Origin of the sequence: Psychrobacillus sp. AK 1817, assembly GCF_008807035.1 — a bacterium.
GTDB classification, from domain to species: Bacteria; Bacillota; Bacilli; order Bacillales_A; family Planococcaceae; genus Psychrobacillus; species Psychrobacillus faecigallinarum.
On record NZ_CP031739.1, the window covers coordinates 3,209,276 to 3,226,389 of the forward strand.

Genomic DNA, 17,114 nt, shown 5'->3' on the forward strand with positions numbered 1-17,114 from the left:
AGAAAGACACACTTAAAATAGTGCTCAGGCTGTAGATATTCAAAGAAATTTGAAAATGTCTACAGCCTTTTCCTATTTATAATACATAGTAGGAAAACGTCAATTTTAAGGTTCAGTAGCTAGACTACCATAGGCTGAGCTAAGTCCGACTATCAATTTAAAATAGTGAACGGGACTTGTGATTTATACTTAGGTTTTCATTGAGCAATGATTTTAATAGTCCGAATATTGTTTAATTTGTTTTAGTGTAGTAAAGTAATATAAAAGCAAGTGGTTTACTAGGTAAAGTTTTAAGGCCTGACAAATAAGGAAAGTAATAAATAAACGATAAGGAGCTGCTAATATGTCAAAAATTTATATTATCCATGAAAATGATGAGTGGACAATTCATTTAACCAAACGATTAAAAGAGCTGGAGTTGCCTTATGAGACCTGGCACTTGGACAAAGGAATTGTGGACTTGACAATAGAGCCACCAAATGGCGTTTTTTATAATCGTATGAGTGCATCTTCTCACACTAGAGGACATAGATATGCACCAGAATTGGCAGGTGGCGTACTTACATGGTTGGAGCACCATGGTAGAACAGTATTCAATGGAACTAAAGCATTAAATCTAGAGTTGAGCAAAATCAATCAGTACACTGCGCTAGAGGCAAGTGGTATTCGAACTCCAAAAACAATTGCTGCTGTTGGTAAGGAACACATCGTTTCAGCAGCAGAAAAATTAGGGAAAGTCCCTTTTATCACTAAACATAATAGAGCTGGTAAAGGATTAGGGGTGCAATTGTTCCAAACAATCGATGCATTAAAGGAATATGTATATGGGGCACTTTTTGAAGAACCAGTGGATGGCATCACACTAGTCCAGGAGTATATCCAATCGCCAGAATCATATATTACTAGAGCAGAGTTTGTAGGGGGAAAATACTTATATGCAGTTAGAGTAGATACCTCGGAGGGCTTCGAGCTCTGCCCGGCAGACTCCTGTCAAATCGGTGATACGTTCTGTCCTGCTGGGGAAGAGCCAGAAGTTAAACCAAAATTTGAGATTAAAGAAGATCTAGATGAAGGTTGGATTGCTCGTTATGAAGCCTTTCTACAAGCAAACAATATTGACGTTGCAGGCATCGAATTTATTCGAGATAGTAACGGAGAAGTTTACACGTATGACGTCAATACAAATACAAATTATAATGCGGATGCAGAAGAAAAAGCAGGCAAATATGGAATGCTAGAGCTGGCTAAATTTCTAGGAGCTACACTTGAGAGCTTGAAGGCATTTAACTAATGAAGAAAAGGCTGGGACATGTTTCAAGCTACGTAAAAATGCTGTGAGTTGATTCTTGTAATAATCCCTAACGAGAAGGATATTTCTTTCTGAGTGAAATTCGTTTTGGTAATTATTAATTTCACTACAGATGTCCTCTTTTTACTTAAAATTATATACAGTTTTCACTTGGTATCGAAGAAATTTTAGTTGTTCGGAGCAAAGGCCGCGACTCTTAGGGGACAAGCGAGTGTGAGAGACTACAGGCTCGACCCGTGCCCCCAGGAAAGCGTCCGCTGTAGCGGAGAACACCGATGCTTGAAATTTTAAGGTGGGTTTTGTCCCAAGCTCATTTGGTTTTTAGAGAGAGAAATCTTCCTTTAAAATAGAGTAAATCTTCAAATCCTCATGGTTACCTCTTACCTTCATCCCTTTTCTCATAACTCCCTCATAGGACATGCCGGCTTTTTCCATAACACGTGAAGAGCCAATGTTTTTTACAAAGCATCTAGCCTGTATTCTTATTAAATCCATATGGGTAAATCCAAAATGGATTAGCTCCCTTGCAGCCTCTGTTGTTATCCCTTGTCCCCAGTATTCCTGGGAAAGGACATAGCCTATTTCGGCGCTATTATGTTTTGTCTGCCACCCTACATAGTCGATTGTTCCGATTAGCTTACCGTTTTCCTTATATTCAATTCCCCATGGGGAGATGCCTTTGTTTTCATACTGCTTCATAACAAAACGTATAAATCCCTTTGTATCTTCAATCGTACGGTGCGTATCCCAAGTCACATATTTGGAGACTTCAGGATTGGAGGCATATGTATACATATCCTTTGCATCCTCTAGCGTTATTTTTCTTAGAACTAGCCTCTGCGTTTCTAATCGAGGTAGATCCCCATAGATTGATTGAACTTCCACTATAATCGCCCCCCTTTTTGTTAGTTAATTCCATTATAAAATTTATTTTAAAAAAGGAAAGCAATATTTAGATGAGTAAATGTCATAATTCCTATTATTATAAAGAAACACGAACAATCGAGAAGAGAATAATAATATCCACATGCTTTCAAAGAGTAAAACATAATTGATTTCCGCTTTTAGGCGGAAGGCTTTCCATGGGGAAAGCGATACGCCATCCCCAATTGACAAAAGTTCGTGTTTTACTGGTAAAGTGCTATTTAGGAAATTAAATAAGATATAATAGTAGTAACAGAAAATTTAATAGAGAAGAGTAGGAGTATGAAAAAATTTGAGATTATCTTATTCGATTTGGACGGAACAATTTCTGATCCTAAAAAAGGTATAACAGCATCTGTCCAATATGGACTAGAAAAGATGGGAATTGTGGAGCCGGATCTTCAAAAACTAGAATGCTTCATAGGCCCACCCCTACAGGTTTCTTTTGCGGAGTATTACGGATTTGATGAAAAGCAATGCCAACAAGCCATTGAGTTTTATCGAGAGAGATTTAAAAAAACTGGTATGTACGAAAATAATCTTTACGAGGGAATTGGCGTGTTATTGGAAAGATTGAAGACAGAAGGGAAAAAGATTGTAATTGCCACCTCTAAGCCTACCGTTTTTGCAATTGAGATTTTAAAGTACTTTCAAATCGATGAATATTTTGATTTGGTGGTAGGTAGTGAACTAGACGGAACTAGGTCAGCTAAGGCAGAGATCATTCAATATATTTTAGACCAGTTCGAAGATTATACCACTGACAGCTTTATCATGATTGGAGATAGAAAGCATGATATTATCGGTGCTAATTTAACTGGCATCGATTCTATTGGAGTAACATATGGATATGGTTCGGCAGAAGAGTTAGAGAATGAGCATGCCACTTTTATTGTTGAGAGTATAAGAGAGTTAGAGAAACTACTTGTCTAAACAATATTAGAGAGGAAAGAAGATTGGCAAGGAAACAAATTATAAAAATTATTAGGGGTGTAGAATAATGAGTTTTGTTGCGTTGTTGATTAGTCTTTTAGTAGTTATCTTTGGTATAGCCATTTTAGCGGGTATTATTTATCTATTGATGAATGCGGCAAAGAAATAATACTAAGAGTTTTACTGTTTAAATAAGAAAAGCCTCAACGTCTATGTCTGCCCATCGATAGGCAAATATAGGCGTTGAAGCTAGACCAGAGCAGGCTGATTGTTAAATTCTAATCGGCCTAACCATTAATATTTATATGATTGTCCGCCATCAATTGTAATTACAGAAGCATTTACAAACTTAGACTCATCCGACAACAAGAATGCCACAACGTTCGCTACCTCTTGAGGTTTACCGAAACGTTTCATAGGATTGGCTGAAACAAATTCCTTACCTGCTTCTTCCCAGCCTTCTTCACCACCGATTTGTTTTAAAGAAGCTTCAACCATAGGCGTCATAATAGCACCTGGTGCAATCGCATTAATATTTATACCGAATTGACCATATTCAATTCCTGAGTTTCTAGTAAGACCGACTACACCATGTTTACTAGCAGAGTAACCAGATTGATTGCCGACTCCACGAATACCACCGACAGAAGCAGTATTTACTACAGAACCAGCTCCATTTTTTTTCATTTCAGCTAGCACATATTTTAAGCCATAAAATACTCCGTTTAGATTAACGTTGACTACCTTGTGGAACTCGTCGATACCGAAATCCTCTGTAAGGTTTTGTTTACCTTCAATCCCAGCGTTGTTGAAGAATCCATCTATACGTCCAAATTTGTTTACTGTTTCATCGACATAGTTTTTCACAGCTGACTCATCTGCAACATTTGCCGTAACTAGAAGCAATTCTGCCTCTGATGCCACTTCAAGAATTAGCTTTTTTGTTTCCTCTAAACCATTGCTATTTAAATCGACTAATGCTAGTTTAGCGCCATCTTTTGCTACAGTTACTGCCGTTACTTGGCCTAGACCTGAACCAGCTCCAGTAATAATTATTACTTTATCTTCAAAGCGTTTACTCATGATTAATCTCTCCATTTCTTTTATCTTTGATTCGTATATCTCGAATACAAGATAAATATATACCCTAAATTTTTGTAAATCAATAAATTTGCTCACAGTATATTGGCACACAATTAGGATTTATATACATTTGTCTCTTTGTTAATTTACAGACCTTTTAGTTTCCTTTTATAATAAGAGAGTTATACAATGATAGAAAAGTTAACCTGATCTTTTTAAATCGGGTTTTTATTCCATACAAAGTAGTTGTCTTGCTTTCGTGCCGTAATTTTCGATAGGTGCACTAGGCGGCGACTCCAGTGAAAACAAGCATATTTTGCTCTGTATGCTTTTGAGTAAGTACATATATAGAAAAGTTATCACTGCAAGGGCGCGAATGCGCTTTTCTTATTGGGAGGTACTAAAATGAAGTTAGTATCGTGGAACGTAAATGGGTTAAGAGCCTGTGTAAACAAAGGATTTTTAGATTACTTCCAGGAAGTAAATGCTGATGTCGTGTGTCTGCAAGAGACGAAGCTTCAAGAAGGTCAGATCCTCTTAGAGCTAGAAGGCTATGAGCAATACTGGAATTATGCATTGAAAAAAGGGTACTCGGGAACCGCTATCTTCACTAAGATAAAGCCTATTTCCGTTAAATATGGAGTAGGTGAATTTGAAACGGAGGATGAGGGACGTATCATTACGATGGAGTTCGAGGATTTTTACTTGGTAAATGTTTATACCCCAAATGCCAAACGTGATTTAACAAGACTCCCTTATAGATTAGAATGGGAAGACGAAATGCGAACATACTTAAAGCAGCTGGATACAGTAAAGCCCGTCCTCATGTGTGGAGACTTGAATGTTGCTCACGCCGAACTAGATTTAAAAAATGCTAAATCTAATAGAGGAAATTCAGGATTTACTATAGAGGAAAGAGGGAAAATGACCTCCCTTTTGGAGGAAGGGTTTGTAGATACATTCCGGTACTTCCATCCTGACAAAGAGGGTGCTTATACGTGGTGGTCATATATGAGTAAGGTAAGGGAGCGTAATATTGGTTGGCGCATCGATTATTTTATTGCTTCTCAAAAGTTAGTTCCTAGACTAAAGAGCGCTTCGATTGATTCGCATATTTTAGGCAGCGATCATTGCCCTATTTTGCTAGAAATAGAAGATAAAAAGTCGTGACAACCTCGTGGAATACTCAATATATTATGGGAAAGGATACAATCCCTGAATAAAATAGAGTACAATGTTTTTAAAATAGAAATTCTGGAGGTACCAATAGATGAATACTTTAGCTGTCCAATTAAATGAAAAGATGCAAAAAGAAAATCCAGCAATTTTTAATATGTTATCCGATTTAGGCAAGGATTTATACTATCCCAAAGGAATATTGAGTCAAAGTGCGGAGGCTGGGAAAAAAGCACACCGCTTTAACGCTACTATTGGAATAGCTATTGAAAATGGAGAGCCGATGCATTTTCGCCACATCCAAAATAAAGTAGATTATAATCCAAGTGACATTTATCCATACGCTCCGCCGCAAGGAAAGGAAGCACTTCGTTCTGCTTGGAAGGAAAAACTACTTATCGATAACCCCTCTCTTCAAGGAAAAACCTTTGGATTGCCAATTGTTACAAATGCATTAACCCATGGGTTAAGTATTGTTGCTGATCTATTTGTGAATCCGGGAGATGTGTTAATTACTCCTGATCATTATTGGGGTAACTACAATACAGTCTTTCAAGTTAGACGAGGCGGCAAGGTAGAAACATTCCCTCTATTTAACGGAGATGGGGGCTTTGATGTAGAAGGTTTCCGAGCAACACTTTTGAAGCAAACAGGAAAAGCAATTGTCGTGTTAAACTTCCCGAACAATCCTACTGGCTTTACTCCATCAATTCAAGAAGGAGAAGCAATAGTGGAAGCCTTGAAGGAAGCAGCAGATGGAGGCTTGAATTTAATAGTACTATTAGATGATGCTTACTTTGGTTTATTCTATGAGGATTCTATTAAGGAATCTCTTTTTGCTCTGCTTGCGGGTGCCCATTCTAATATCTTACCTATCAAAATAGATGGGGCAACGAAAGAAAATTATGTTTGGGGTCTTCGCGTTGGGTTTATCACCTACGCAGCGGGGCCAGATGTTTTAGATGCATTGGAGCAAAAAACTAAGGGAATTATCCGAGGTACAATCTCTAGTGGATCTCACATTTCACAAACGATGATCCTTGAGTCCCTTCAGTCAGATGAGTTCCCAAAGGAAAAGCAAGAGAAATTTAACATTATGCAAGGTAGAGCCACTAAAACAAAAGAAGTGCTCGCAAATGAAAAATTTGATGCTTACTGGACATACTATCCATTTAACTCTGGCTACTTTATGTGCCTAAAACTTCACAATCTAGATGCAGAAACGCTTCGATTACACCTATTAGATCAGTATGGAGTTGGTGTTATTGCTAGCAATAAAACGGATATCCGTGTGGCCTTCTCATGTGTAGAAGAAGAGGATATTGAAGAGCTCTTTAACCTCATTTATAAGGGCTGCCAAGATTTAACTAAATAATCATTTAAATAATGCTGGGACAAAACACATCTTATAAAATCAAAAGCCTCGGAAATTTTACGATTCGTAAAATTTTCGGGGCTTTTTTATCTACTTCTAAGCCGTTGATTTCTGCTACGTTGGAAGCTTATCAGGGGGCATGGATCGAGCCTCGCGCTTGTCCAGTAGCAGGTCTCTCCGAACAACTAGGATTTCCATCTACATTAAGTGAAACTCTATATATGTAAAACAAAAGCTTTAAGAGGAAGAAATGGCTGCGAGTTACTGTCAACGTAAAATAAACGGGTAGCCAATCTTGGGATTCATGCAAGCTCACTTTACGAAAAGAAAGCATATGCTTCCATGCATTTACATACCTTTGTTCGACTTTTAGCTAGGTGAAAATATACATAGGAAAATAGGGTTGAGAGGAGATAGTTTACTAGGCTGACACTTTCTTAACTTTAGAGAGATTTGAATAGTCATGGCCCGATAGAACAGGAAATTCTATTAACGTTACCTCACATTTATTTGTTAAATATGTGACTGTATTTCCTTTTTGGAGAATTAAAAATAATTTCTGCGCATATTTTGTACAGTATTGAATCTATTTTCTTTAGCTGTTCGGAATAATAAAGGGGGGAAAGGAAATGCGTAGAAGAAGAGAATCATCAGTCATATCTCAGATATTTGTGGGTAGCTGTATTGCTATGGTCGTGATATTTGGGCTTTATCTTATTGCAGACAAGGACAAGGAAGAAGTGCAGCCTGTTGTGCCACAAGAAGTGGAAGTCGTACAGGAGACTAAAACAGAAGAGCCGAAGATAGAAGGAAAGGTGACACCAAGTCCATCTAATCCCAATTTAAAAGTAGAATATTCTTCTAAGGAATGGGTGACTCATGGGGGAGATTACTATAATAGGAGGTATTCTATTCTCGATCAAATTACATCTGAGAATATTGGAGATTTGAAGCCGACATGGGTAACGAGCTTAGGTTCTGGGGCAGAGCCGAAGTATTCGGGGGAGGCAACTCCATTAGTCGTTGATGGAATTATGTACGTGGCGACTGGAGCAAATGACATTTTTGCTCTAGATGCAAAAACGGGAGAACAAATTTGGGCCTACGAACCTGATATTAGTCAAGAGATGGATACCGTTTGCTGTGGCTGGACAACAAGAGGTTTAGCAGTAGGAGATGGTAAAGTATATGCTGGTTTACTAGATGCTCGTCTAATCGCACTTGATCAAAAAACCGGGGAATTGCAGTGGGAAACAAAAGTGGCAGAATGGGAGGAAGGTTATACCGTTACTAGTGCACCTCTTTACTATAATGGTAAGGTCTATACTGGTGTAGCAGGTGGAGAATACGGAATTCGTGGTCGTGTAATGGCATATGATGCTGATTTAGGATACGAGGTATGGCGATTCTATACGATACCGGGACCAGGAGATGTAAATGGCGATTCATGGCCAGACAATGACTCATGGTTGACTGGTGGAGGCCCTGTATGGAACACTCCAGCTGTTGATCCAGAGCTTGGATATATTTACTTTGCTACCGGCAATACGGCTCCGGACTTAGACGGTAGTAATCGAGAGGGAGACAATTTATACGCTAACTCAGTTGTTGCGATAAATGCTGAAAATGGAGATTACGTTTGGCACTTCCAGGAGGTACATCATGATATATGGGATATGGATCCAGCAAACCCTGTTGTTTTGTTTGACGTAGAGAAGGACGGGGTTATGAGAAAGGGACTAGGGCAGGCAGGAAAAACTGGCTGGGTTTATTTTTTAGATCGTACAGATGGGACACCTCTTATTGGAATTGAAGAGAAGCCAGTTCCGCAACTGGCAGAACAAAAAACCTCTCCAACACAACCTTTCCCAGTAGGTGATGCTTTTGTGCCTCAAGGAGTTTTCCAGGAGGACGTGGATAAGGATCTAGGAGATGAATTTGAAGGTCAAATAGGAGATATTTTTACTCCTTTCTGGGAGGAACCAATTACGCTTAAGCCAGGTCCAGCAGGCGGAGCAAACTGGCCACCTTCAGCATATAATCCTGATACTGAATTGTTCTATGTTTTAGGGAATGATAATTATTTTTCATTTGCAAGACAGGAAGAAGAAGCTTTTGAAGAAGGCTCAATGTATATCGGAAGTATAATGCAGCCAGTTTCCAATGCGCCGGTTAGAGGAACAGTCACCGCGTTAGATGTGAAAACAAATAAAATTGTGTGGCAGCAAAACTGGGATGCACAAGCATATAGTGGGGTTTTAACTACTAAAGGGAACCTTGTATTTGTAGGTCATAACGATGGAAGACTCATTGCTTTTGACGCAAAAACAGGCGACCAATTATGGGAGTACATGATGGATGCAGGAGCCAATGCTCCTTCGATCACGTATGAAATAGATGGTGAACAATACATTTCAATTTATGCAGCAGGTAATGCTTTAGCGGGCTCGAAGCATGGAGATAAAATCTATACCTTTAAGCTTGGGGGCACTTTACCAGAAGGGCAAGTGATCGATGGCTCTGTTAAAGAAAAGGTAGACGTAATTGAAGAAACGGAAGGCGAGACGGTTAGCTCTGATTTTGGCCTTGGGGTATACACAAATAGCTGTATAGCTTGTCACGGAGATCAAGGTGCGAATGGACATAATGGGCCGAATCTACAGGATAGTAAATTCGCGGAAAATAGAGAAGACGTAATAGAGCGAATCACTAATGGAGGAACTTCTATGCCATCCTTTAAAGATACATTAACGCAGGAGGAAATTGACGCCGTTGCCGATTATGTCTTGACGGTCATATCCCCTTTAGGTAAATAATAAGATAGGCCATTTAGCCAGCCCAGTTTTGGGCTGGTTTTCTTGTGGGATAAAGGATTAAATGGTTTTGAGTGTTCAAAAAGGAAAAATTTTTATATGTAATTTTATAAATAGTAGTTTGCTACCTATTCATTAACACCTATTACATATTGATTGAAGCGACAAGAGGAAGATAGATAAGTCATCCTAAAAACGAAGCGTAAGCGACGGGGACCCGCGGAAAGTATCTTAACTAAAGCGGAAATCGGCTATTACTTTTTCGTAGAAACCAAGGAGCTTTCTCCTCGCTATTCTAGTGGTTAATTTTCCATGCAAAAGGGTAAATAGTGTATACTAAGTTCAATAGTTATGAGAAGGAGATCATCATGAGAAAAAAATATCCAGATGACAGTTTAGCATTACATACTGATTTATATCAGATAAATATGGTAGAGGCCTATTGGGCTGATAATATGCATGAGAGAAAAGCAGTTTTTGAATTATTTTTCCGTAAACTTCCTTTTGGAAATGGGTATGGAATTTTTGCTGGTCTTGAAAGATGTCTCGAATACTTAAGAGACTTCCATTTTTCAGAAAGTGATTTAGAATATTTACAAAATGGGCTTGGGTATCGTGATGATTTTATTGAATATTTAAAAACTGTTCGCTTTACTGGCGATGTTTATTCGATGAAGGAGGGGGAATTAGTATTTCCTAATGAGCCTATTATTCGAGTCGAATCAACTCTTGCTGAGGCACAATTAGTGGAAACTGCACTATTGAACATCGTAAATTACCAAACGTTAATCGCTACTAAAGGGTCACGCATCAAGCAGGTGGTCAAGGATGAAGTAGCAATGGAATTTGGTTCTAGAAGAGCTCAGGAAATGGATGCCGCTATATGGGGAACCCGTGCTGCATTTATTGGAGGAATTGAAGCAACTAGCAATGTACGTGCCGGGAAAATGTTTGGTATTCCAGTCGCTGGAACACACGCACATTCAATGGTGCAGGCATATAAGAGTGAATACGATGCTTTTCTTTCATATGCGAAAAGACACAAAGATTGTGTATTCCTAGTAGACACTTATAACACCTTGAAAACAGGTGTACCAACTGCTATCAAGGTAGCTAAGGAGCTAGGAGATAAAATAAACTTTATCGGTATTCGTCTAGATTCAGGAGATATTTCTTTCTTATCGAAGGAAGCAAGAAAAATGTTAGATGCTGCTGGATTCCCAGATGCCAAAATAGTTGTATCAAATGATTTAGATGAGTATACAATTTTGAACTTAAAAGCTCAAGGTGCCAAAGTAGACAGTTGGGGAATCGGTACTAAACTCATCACAGGTTATGATCAGCCTGCACTAGGAGCAGTATACAAAATTGTTTCTATAGAAAACGAGGCCGGAGAGATGGAGGATACTATTAAAATCTCGTCTACAACTGAAAAGGTGACTACTCCTGGCCAAAAAAGACTCTACCGTATCATTGATAAAGAAAATGGTAAAGCAGAAGGCGATTATATTACGATGCATGACGAGGATCCTACCCATGAGGAACGCCTAAAAATGTTCCACCCTGTTCATACGTTCGTTTCTAAATTTGTCACGAACTTTGAGGCAAAGGAATTACACGTAAAGGTTATAGAGAACGGGGCAGTCATATATGAGAATCCAGAGCTCACCGAGGTTCGTCAATATGCTCATGAAAATCTAGATTTACTTTGGGAGGAGTATAAACGATCTCTGAACCCAGAGGAATACCCAGTCGATTTAAGCCAAAAGTGTTGGGACAATAAAATGCGTAACATTCAAGAAGTGAAGGAAATGGAACATAATTTTATAGCACATAATGGAGGGAATTAAAATGTCTGATAAACAGAGAGAAATTATCGAAGCCTTGAAGGTAAAGCCTGAGATTGATCCGAAAGAGGAAGTTCGTATAAGTATCGATTTTATGAAAGACTATTTAAAGAAGCATCCATTTTTAAAAAGCATGGTATTAGGTATTTCTGGAGGACAAGATTCTACACTAGTTGGTAAGCTTGCCCAAATGGCAGTAGATGAGTTGAATGAAGAGTTGGGTGCAGGTACTTATACATTTATCGCTGTAAGTCTGCCATACGGTGTCCAATTTGATGAATCTGATCGCCAGGATGCATTAAGCTTCATCCAACCAAGCAAGCGTGTAACTATTAATATTAAAGAAGCAGTAGATGCGAGCGACCGTGCATTGAAGGAAGCTGGCATCACTTTAAGCGACTTTGCTAAAGGGAACGAAAAGGCGAGAGAACGTATGAAGGCACAGTATTCTATAGCAGCTATGCATAATGGAATTGTACTTGGTACTGACCACGCTGCCGAAGCAGTCACTGGATTTTATACAAAGTATGGAGATGGTGGAGTAGATTTAACTCCTCTTTTCCGTTTGAATAAAAGACAGGGGAAACAATTATTAAAACATCTAGGAGCACCGGAGCATCTTTATACGAAGATTCCGACTGCCGATTTAGAGGAAGATCGTCCTGCTTTACCAGATGAAGTTGCTCTAGGTGTAAGCTATGATGACATTGACGACTATTTAGAAGGAAAAACGGTATCACAGGAAGTAGAAGAAAAGATTGTTGGCTTCTACGACCGTTCCGAGCATAAACGACAGCTACCAATAACTATCTTCGATGACTTTTGGAAATAATAGAAGCATGGAATTTCTAGAGATAGAAATTTCATGCTTTTTATTGCGTTTTTAAAGGGGACCTATTTTAGTAATTTTTCTATTAAAACTGAATATTTATCGCTCTCCCCGCATACGCGTCCGATTACTCTTCTATTGTTCGTGTATCATCAACTAAATAGAAATTATGAAATTGATTGAGTTCCAAAATATATCCTTTTTAAATGAGTGTCGTCTAAATTAAGGTACAGCTTTATAAATTTTTAAAATAGGATTAAGAACTGGATACTAAATTCATATATTATAAATTTTACAGCAGAGATTTTAGACAGTTTTAAGCTAGATTTTGGATTCAAAAAAATTGGCAGAATATAACTCTTTATATAGGATAAGTAATTTTTAAATTGTTTTATCCTTTTATTTTCGTTATGCTTAGAGTGTATTATAAAAATTTTCTAACTAATCATTTAATGATAGTTTTGGGGGAAACCATATGAAGGATCAAGCACAGATTCAAGCAATTATTACTAACATAGAGAAAGTTATGATAGGGAAGAAAAGCATTGCGGAATTAGCAGTCATCTCACTTTTGGCAGATGGACATGTATTACTAGAGGATGTACCAGGAGTGGGTAAAACTATGATGGTACGAGCTCTTGCTAAATCTATTGGAGCAGAGTTTAAGAGAATACAATTTACGCCAGACTTATTACCATCAGATGTATTAGGAGTATCTATATATAATCCTAAGGAAATGGAATTTGAGTTTCGACCTGGACCTATTTTAGGAAATATTGTGTTGGCTGACGAGATTAATCGTACATCGCCAAAAACACAATCTGCGTTATTGGAGGGAATGGAAGAATCATCAATAACAATCGATGGTATTACTATGCCGCTACCAAAGCCATTTTTTGTTATGGCAACCCAAAATCCTATAGAGCATGAGGGTACATATCCATTGCCAGAAGCTCAGTTAGATCGCTTTTTGATGAGAGTGAAAATGGGCTATCCACATCCAAGTGAAGAAATTGAAGTGTTAAATAGATTAGAGCATGCCTCTCCTATTGACAGCCTTCAACCAGTCATTTCGTTGGAAGAGCTTATTCATCTTCAAAAGCAAGTGAAAAATGTTAGCGTGGATCAAACCATGAAGGGCTATATTGTAGACCTTGCTAATAGAACTAGAGTTGATACATATATTTACCTAGGGGTAAGTCCTCGTGCTTCTATTGCTCTAATGCGTGCTTCACAAGCGTATGCATTGTTACAGGGGAGAGACTATGTTATTCCAGATGATATTCAGTATTTAGTGCCATTTGTTTTTGGACATCGTGTGATCCTTCGACCAGAGGCAAGATATGATGGTATATCCTCTGAGGAAGTACTTTCTCGTGTTGTAAAAAGAACTTCTGTCCCTATAAAGAGGAAGGTAAACGGATGAATAGTTGGTTAGAGGGATTTAAGAAACTTAAAGGTATTGGTGGAGTCCTCCTTCTATTAGTGGTCGCTTTTGTTTACGCAATGTTCCAGGGAGGATTTGTGAGCTGGTTTCTTTTTTACCTCATTGTCCCTATAGCTCTATATTCGGTGCTCCTGTTTTTTTATCCTCTCTCCAAATTAGAGGCCGAGCGGACGATTGAAACACGAAAGGTATATAGCGGAGGAAAATTCTCTGCAACAATCAAGGTGACAAGAAATGATAGCTTTCCCTTGCTGTTTGTTTGGTTTGAAGAAAGAGTGAGTAATTCACTTTTGCATACAGGCTCTAAGAAACAGCTCATCTTTTGGGGTATGAAAAAAGAATTTACCTGGACATATGAAATTGAACATATGCCTCGTGGGGAGCATGTATTAGAAGGAACATCAATCGAAATAAGCGATTTGTTCGGATGGGTGAAAAAAAATGTATTTATTCCTAATACTAAAACCTTACTCGTCTTTCCAAATCTAGTGGATATGGTTTATATTCCTATCGAAACTAGGTATGATCAGGGAGCAGCGGCCTCAAGAATTCAGGTTATGAAGGATACTTCTATGGCTACGGGGGTTCGCTCCTATCAGCCCGGGGACCGAGTATCCTGGATACACTGGAAGTCATTTGCTCGTACTCAAACCCTTAAAACAAAGGAATTTGAGGATCGTCAATCACAGGATTTGTTTATATTAATCGATCGGACTTTGTCTCCTATGTTCGAGGACGTGGTAGATTTATCTGCATCTATTATGCAGGCGATTGTCCGTCACCAAGCTAGTAGCGCTTTTCTATCTATAGGGCAGAATCGTTTTTTCGTACAGAATGTAGAAAATGAGGAACAGCTTCATAGAGTGCTTTATCATCTAACGAAGGTACAGCCAGATTTAGACAAGCCAATCGATCAAGTAATATCGCAAGAGCCTACTTTGGCTCAAGCAACTTCATTGTTATACATTACTAGCGAGTTAACACATGAGTGGGTTGATGGGATACAACGAAATGCTGGAAACCTGCGAGTGTGTCGTTGTTTTGTCGTGAAAAATAAAGACGAAAAACCAAATAAAAATGAAAATGCCCTCTACCAGTATGCGAAAAGTAGAGGAGTTGAAGTTCATAATATTACGAAGGATCGTTTTGCCCAAGCGTTTATGGAGGTGAATCGCTCATGAAAGAAAGCTACCAGCAGAAAATAGTTTCTCTTCTCATTTATATATTTACTTGTCTTTTGATGGTGGAATGGTTAAAGCCGGTAATGGAATTGACAGATACAGACCATTTGTCATTGTTTGTCTTTTATTTGGCCATCTCATTCTTCTTTTACTTTATTAAATTGGATTGGAAGCTTGCTATACCTATTAAGTTATTATTTATATGTTGGATAATAGTTTATATATACACTGATTACTCCTTTTTCTCGAAGGTTTCTTTAGATTATCTTGGTGTAGAGCTTCTACATAACTTTTCTGCTATTTTTAGTCAAGAATGGGGAGCGATTACTGATCCATTCCGTACGTTTTTATTTTTTGTATTGCTTTGGATGACGACCTACTTATTAAATTATTGGATTAGAGTTCGGAAGACACTTCTGCTATTTTTTATCCTCACGGTATTATTTATAACCATTTTGGATGCATTTAGCCCGTATAGTGGTAAAGATTCCATAGTCACTACTCTAATATCTGGATTTATAATTATGGGATTATTGTACATTCAAAAGCTATTGGTAGAGAATAATATATCACTTATAGGTACTTTTATTACTGCTTCCATCGGCAGCTTAATACTGCTGCTTGCAATTAGCGGTATCACAGCTTATGCTTTGCCAAAAGCAGGACCAATCTGGCCAGATCCTGTTCCTTTTTTCACTACTTCTACTCTTGAAGTGGACGAGCGTGAGGGAGGAGTGAAAGGTACAGGCGGCATAAAGAAGGTTGGATATGGAGAAAATGATGAACAGTTAGGTGGTGCCTTCCAAAGCGATGATACGCCTATTTTTTGGGCAGATGTAAATACACAGCAATATTGGAAGGTAGAAACAAAGGACACATATACCTCTAAAGGGTGGATTCAGTCGGAGAGTGAGGTAGAGCTTCAAAACTTTGGAATTGGAGAGATATTTGAAAGCGATATACCACCAGGAGAAGATAATTTAACAACAGATGCCAACATAGTTATGGCACAAGATTTTCCGTTAATCCTTCAGCCATATGGCATTAAAAGCATACAAACAAATGAAGAAGCAATGTTTACACGAAACCCATTAAATCAAAAAATTTCGGTTCTTAATAGCTCTAATTCTAGTCTATGGGATTACAATGTTTCATTTAGTGAGCCTACGTACAGCCTGAAAGCGTTGCGTGCTACTAATACAGAGAGCTTGAATTCATTATCTAGTGATTTTGATAGATATTTGCAGCTACCAGATACATTGCCAGATAGAGTGAGAGAGCTAGCAGTTAGTATTACACAAGACAAGTCAAGCCTCTATGATAAGGCGAATAGTATTGAAAGATATTTTAGATCAAATAGTTTTAGCTACAACCAAACAATGGCTGCAATACCTGATAAGGACACCGATTACGTAGACCAATTTCTGTTTGATACGAAGGTAGGGTATTGCGATAACTTTTCTACATCTATGGTAGTTTTACTTCGTTCTATTGATATTCCAGCACGTTGGGTGAAGGGCTTTGCACCTGGGGATCGTACGAATATGGAGAATTTGGGAGATGTCTATGAGGTAACGAACAATAACGCACACTCATGGGTAGAAGCTTATTTTCCAAATGTGGGATGGATAACGTTTGAGCCAACGATCGGCTTCTCTTCAAGCGCTAATATTGTATACGATGTTGAGAAACAGACAGACGAACTACTAACGCCAGAAGAACAACAGGAAACTCCTAAGAGCGAAGGATTTAAAAAAGAGGATGAAGTGTCTTTCAGCTTTACAGCTTTTTTACAAACCATTATAGACTGGATAAGTGAGAAGAAAGTAACAATCCTTTGGTTTGTCATTATCCTTGGAATCTTAAGCTTATTTGCCTACATACACCGAGGCAAATGGTTGTCAAAGGTTTTAATCCCAACATCAAGGCTGCGAAAAAATGACTGGAATTCCTTCGAAAAAATGTATCATCAGCTGCTACGGCAATTGAGTCGTCGCGGCCTTGTAAGAGAGCAAGGTCAAACCTTGATGGACTTTGCACGAAAAGTAGACAAGGACTTTGGCGATACTCATATGATAAGGCTAACTAAAGCGTATCAACAAGGATTTTATGGTAACAATAAAACTGAACTCAATTACGCGTCAATTAGAGAAAGTTGGGAATATTTAATCAATCAGCTAAGCGGTTGATTTTAACC

The 17,114-nt window shown here is 38.3% G+C and carries 12 protein-coding genes; 10 read left to right on the plus strand and 2 right to left on the minus strand.

Going from position 1 to position 17,114, the window contains the following annotated elements; genetic code table 11:
* Window positions 1–343: 343 nt before the first annotated feature.
* Window positions 344–1,291 (plus strand): ATP-grasp domain-containing protein, encoded by a 948-nt coding sequence (locus D0S48_RS16065; RefSeq protein ID WP_144540820.1) that lies wholly within the window; start codon window positions 344–346, stop codon window positions 1,289–1,291.
* Window positions 1,292–1,630: 339 nt separating this feature from the next.
* Here D0S48_RS16065 and D0S48_RS16070 read toward each other — a convergent pair whose 3' ends face one another.
* Entirely contained in the window at window positions 1,631–2,194 is a 564-nt protein-coding gene (locus D0S48_RS16070) for a GNAT family N-acetyltransferase (RefSeq protein WP_151112671.1), read from the minus strand.
* A gap of 321 nt (window positions 2,195–2,515) precedes the next feature.
* Here D0S48_RS16070 and D0S48_RS16075 point away from each other — a divergent pair, with 321 nt between their 5' ends.
* On the plus strand, window positions 2,516–3,166 hold the full coding sequence (locus tag D0S48_RS16075) for an HAD family hydrolase (protein WP_151112673.1): 651 nt from the start codon (window positions 2,516–2,518) through the stop codon (window positions 3,164–3,166).
* A gap of 294 nt (window positions 3,167–3,460) precedes the next feature.
* On the opposite strand, the gene D0S48_RS16080 is transcribed toward D0S48_RS16075, so the two are convergent.
* On the minus strand, window positions 3,461–4,249 hold the full coding sequence (locus tag D0S48_RS16080; protein WP_151112675.1) for an SDR family oxidoreductase: 789 nt from the start codon (window positions 4,247–4,249) through the stop codon (window positions 3,461–3,463).
* Window positions 4,250–4,654: 405 nt separating this feature from the next.
* Here D0S48_RS16080 and D0S48_RS16085 point away from each other — a divergent pair, with 405 nt between their 5' ends.
* From D0S48_RS16085 to D0S48_RS16125, 8 genes are all read left to right on the plus strand, one after another.
* Window positions 4,655–5,419 (plus strand): exodeoxyribonuclease III, encoded by a 765-nt coding sequence (locus D0S48_RS16085; RefSeq protein ID WP_151112677.1) that lies wholly within the window; start codon window positions 4,655–4,657, stop codon window positions 5,417–5,419.
* Between the two features lie 100 nt (window positions 5,420–5,519).
* On the plus strand, window positions 5,520–6,800 hold the full coding sequence (locus D0S48_RS16090; RefSeq protein ID WP_151112679.1) for an aminotransferase class I/II-fold pyridoxal phosphate-dependent enzyme: 1,281 nt from the start codon (window positions 5,520–5,522) through the stop codon (window positions 6,798–6,800).
* 629 nt (window positions 6,801–7,429) lie between these two features.
* Window positions 7,430–9,616: an outer membrane protein assembly factor BamB family protein gene (locus D0S48_RS16100; RefSeq protein WP_151112683.1), complete on the plus strand. Its 2,187-nt coding sequence runs from the start codon at window positions 7,430–7,432 to the stop codon at window positions 9,614–9,616.
* A 365-nt stretch (window positions 9,617–9,981) separates the two neighbouring features.
* A complete protein-coding gene (locus D0S48_RS16105; RefSeq protein ID WP_151112685.1) occupies window positions 9,982–11,463 on the plus strand; it encodes a nicotinate phosphoribosyltransferase in 1,482 nt (493 codons plus the stop codon).
* A gap of 1 nt (window position 11,464) precedes the next feature.
* Entirely contained in the window at window positions 11,465–12,292 is an 828-nt protein-coding gene (gene nadE, locus D0S48_RS16110) for an NAD(+) synthase (RefSeq protein ID WP_151112687.1), read from the plus strand.
* Window positions 12,293–12,764: 472 nt separating this feature from the next.
* Window positions 12,765–13,715, plus strand: a complete 951-nt coding sequence (locus D0S48_RS16115; protein WP_144540845.1) for an AAA family ATPase — start codon at window positions 12,765–12,767, stop codon at window positions 13,713–13,715.
* Window positions 13,712–14,917 carry a DUF58 domain-containing protein gene (locus D0S48_RS16120; protein WP_151112689.1) on the plus strand — a complete coding sequence of 402 codons (1,206 nt, stop codon included), beginning with the start codon at window positions 13,712–13,714 and terminating at the stop codon, window positions 14,915–14,917. The genes D0S48_RS16115 and D0S48_RS16120 overlap by 4 nt, the downstream gene beginning before the upstream one ends.
* Complete coding sequence (locus tag D0S48_RS16125; RefSeq protein WP_151112691.1) at window positions 14,914–17,106, plus strand: DUF4129 domain-containing transglutaminase family protein; 2,193 nt, start codon at window positions 14,914–14,916, stop codon at window positions 17,104–17,106. Before D0S48_RS16120 ends, D0S48_RS16125 begins: the two co-directional genes overlap by 4 nt.
* The last annotated feature ends 8 nt before the right edge of the window (window positions 17,107–17,114 follow it).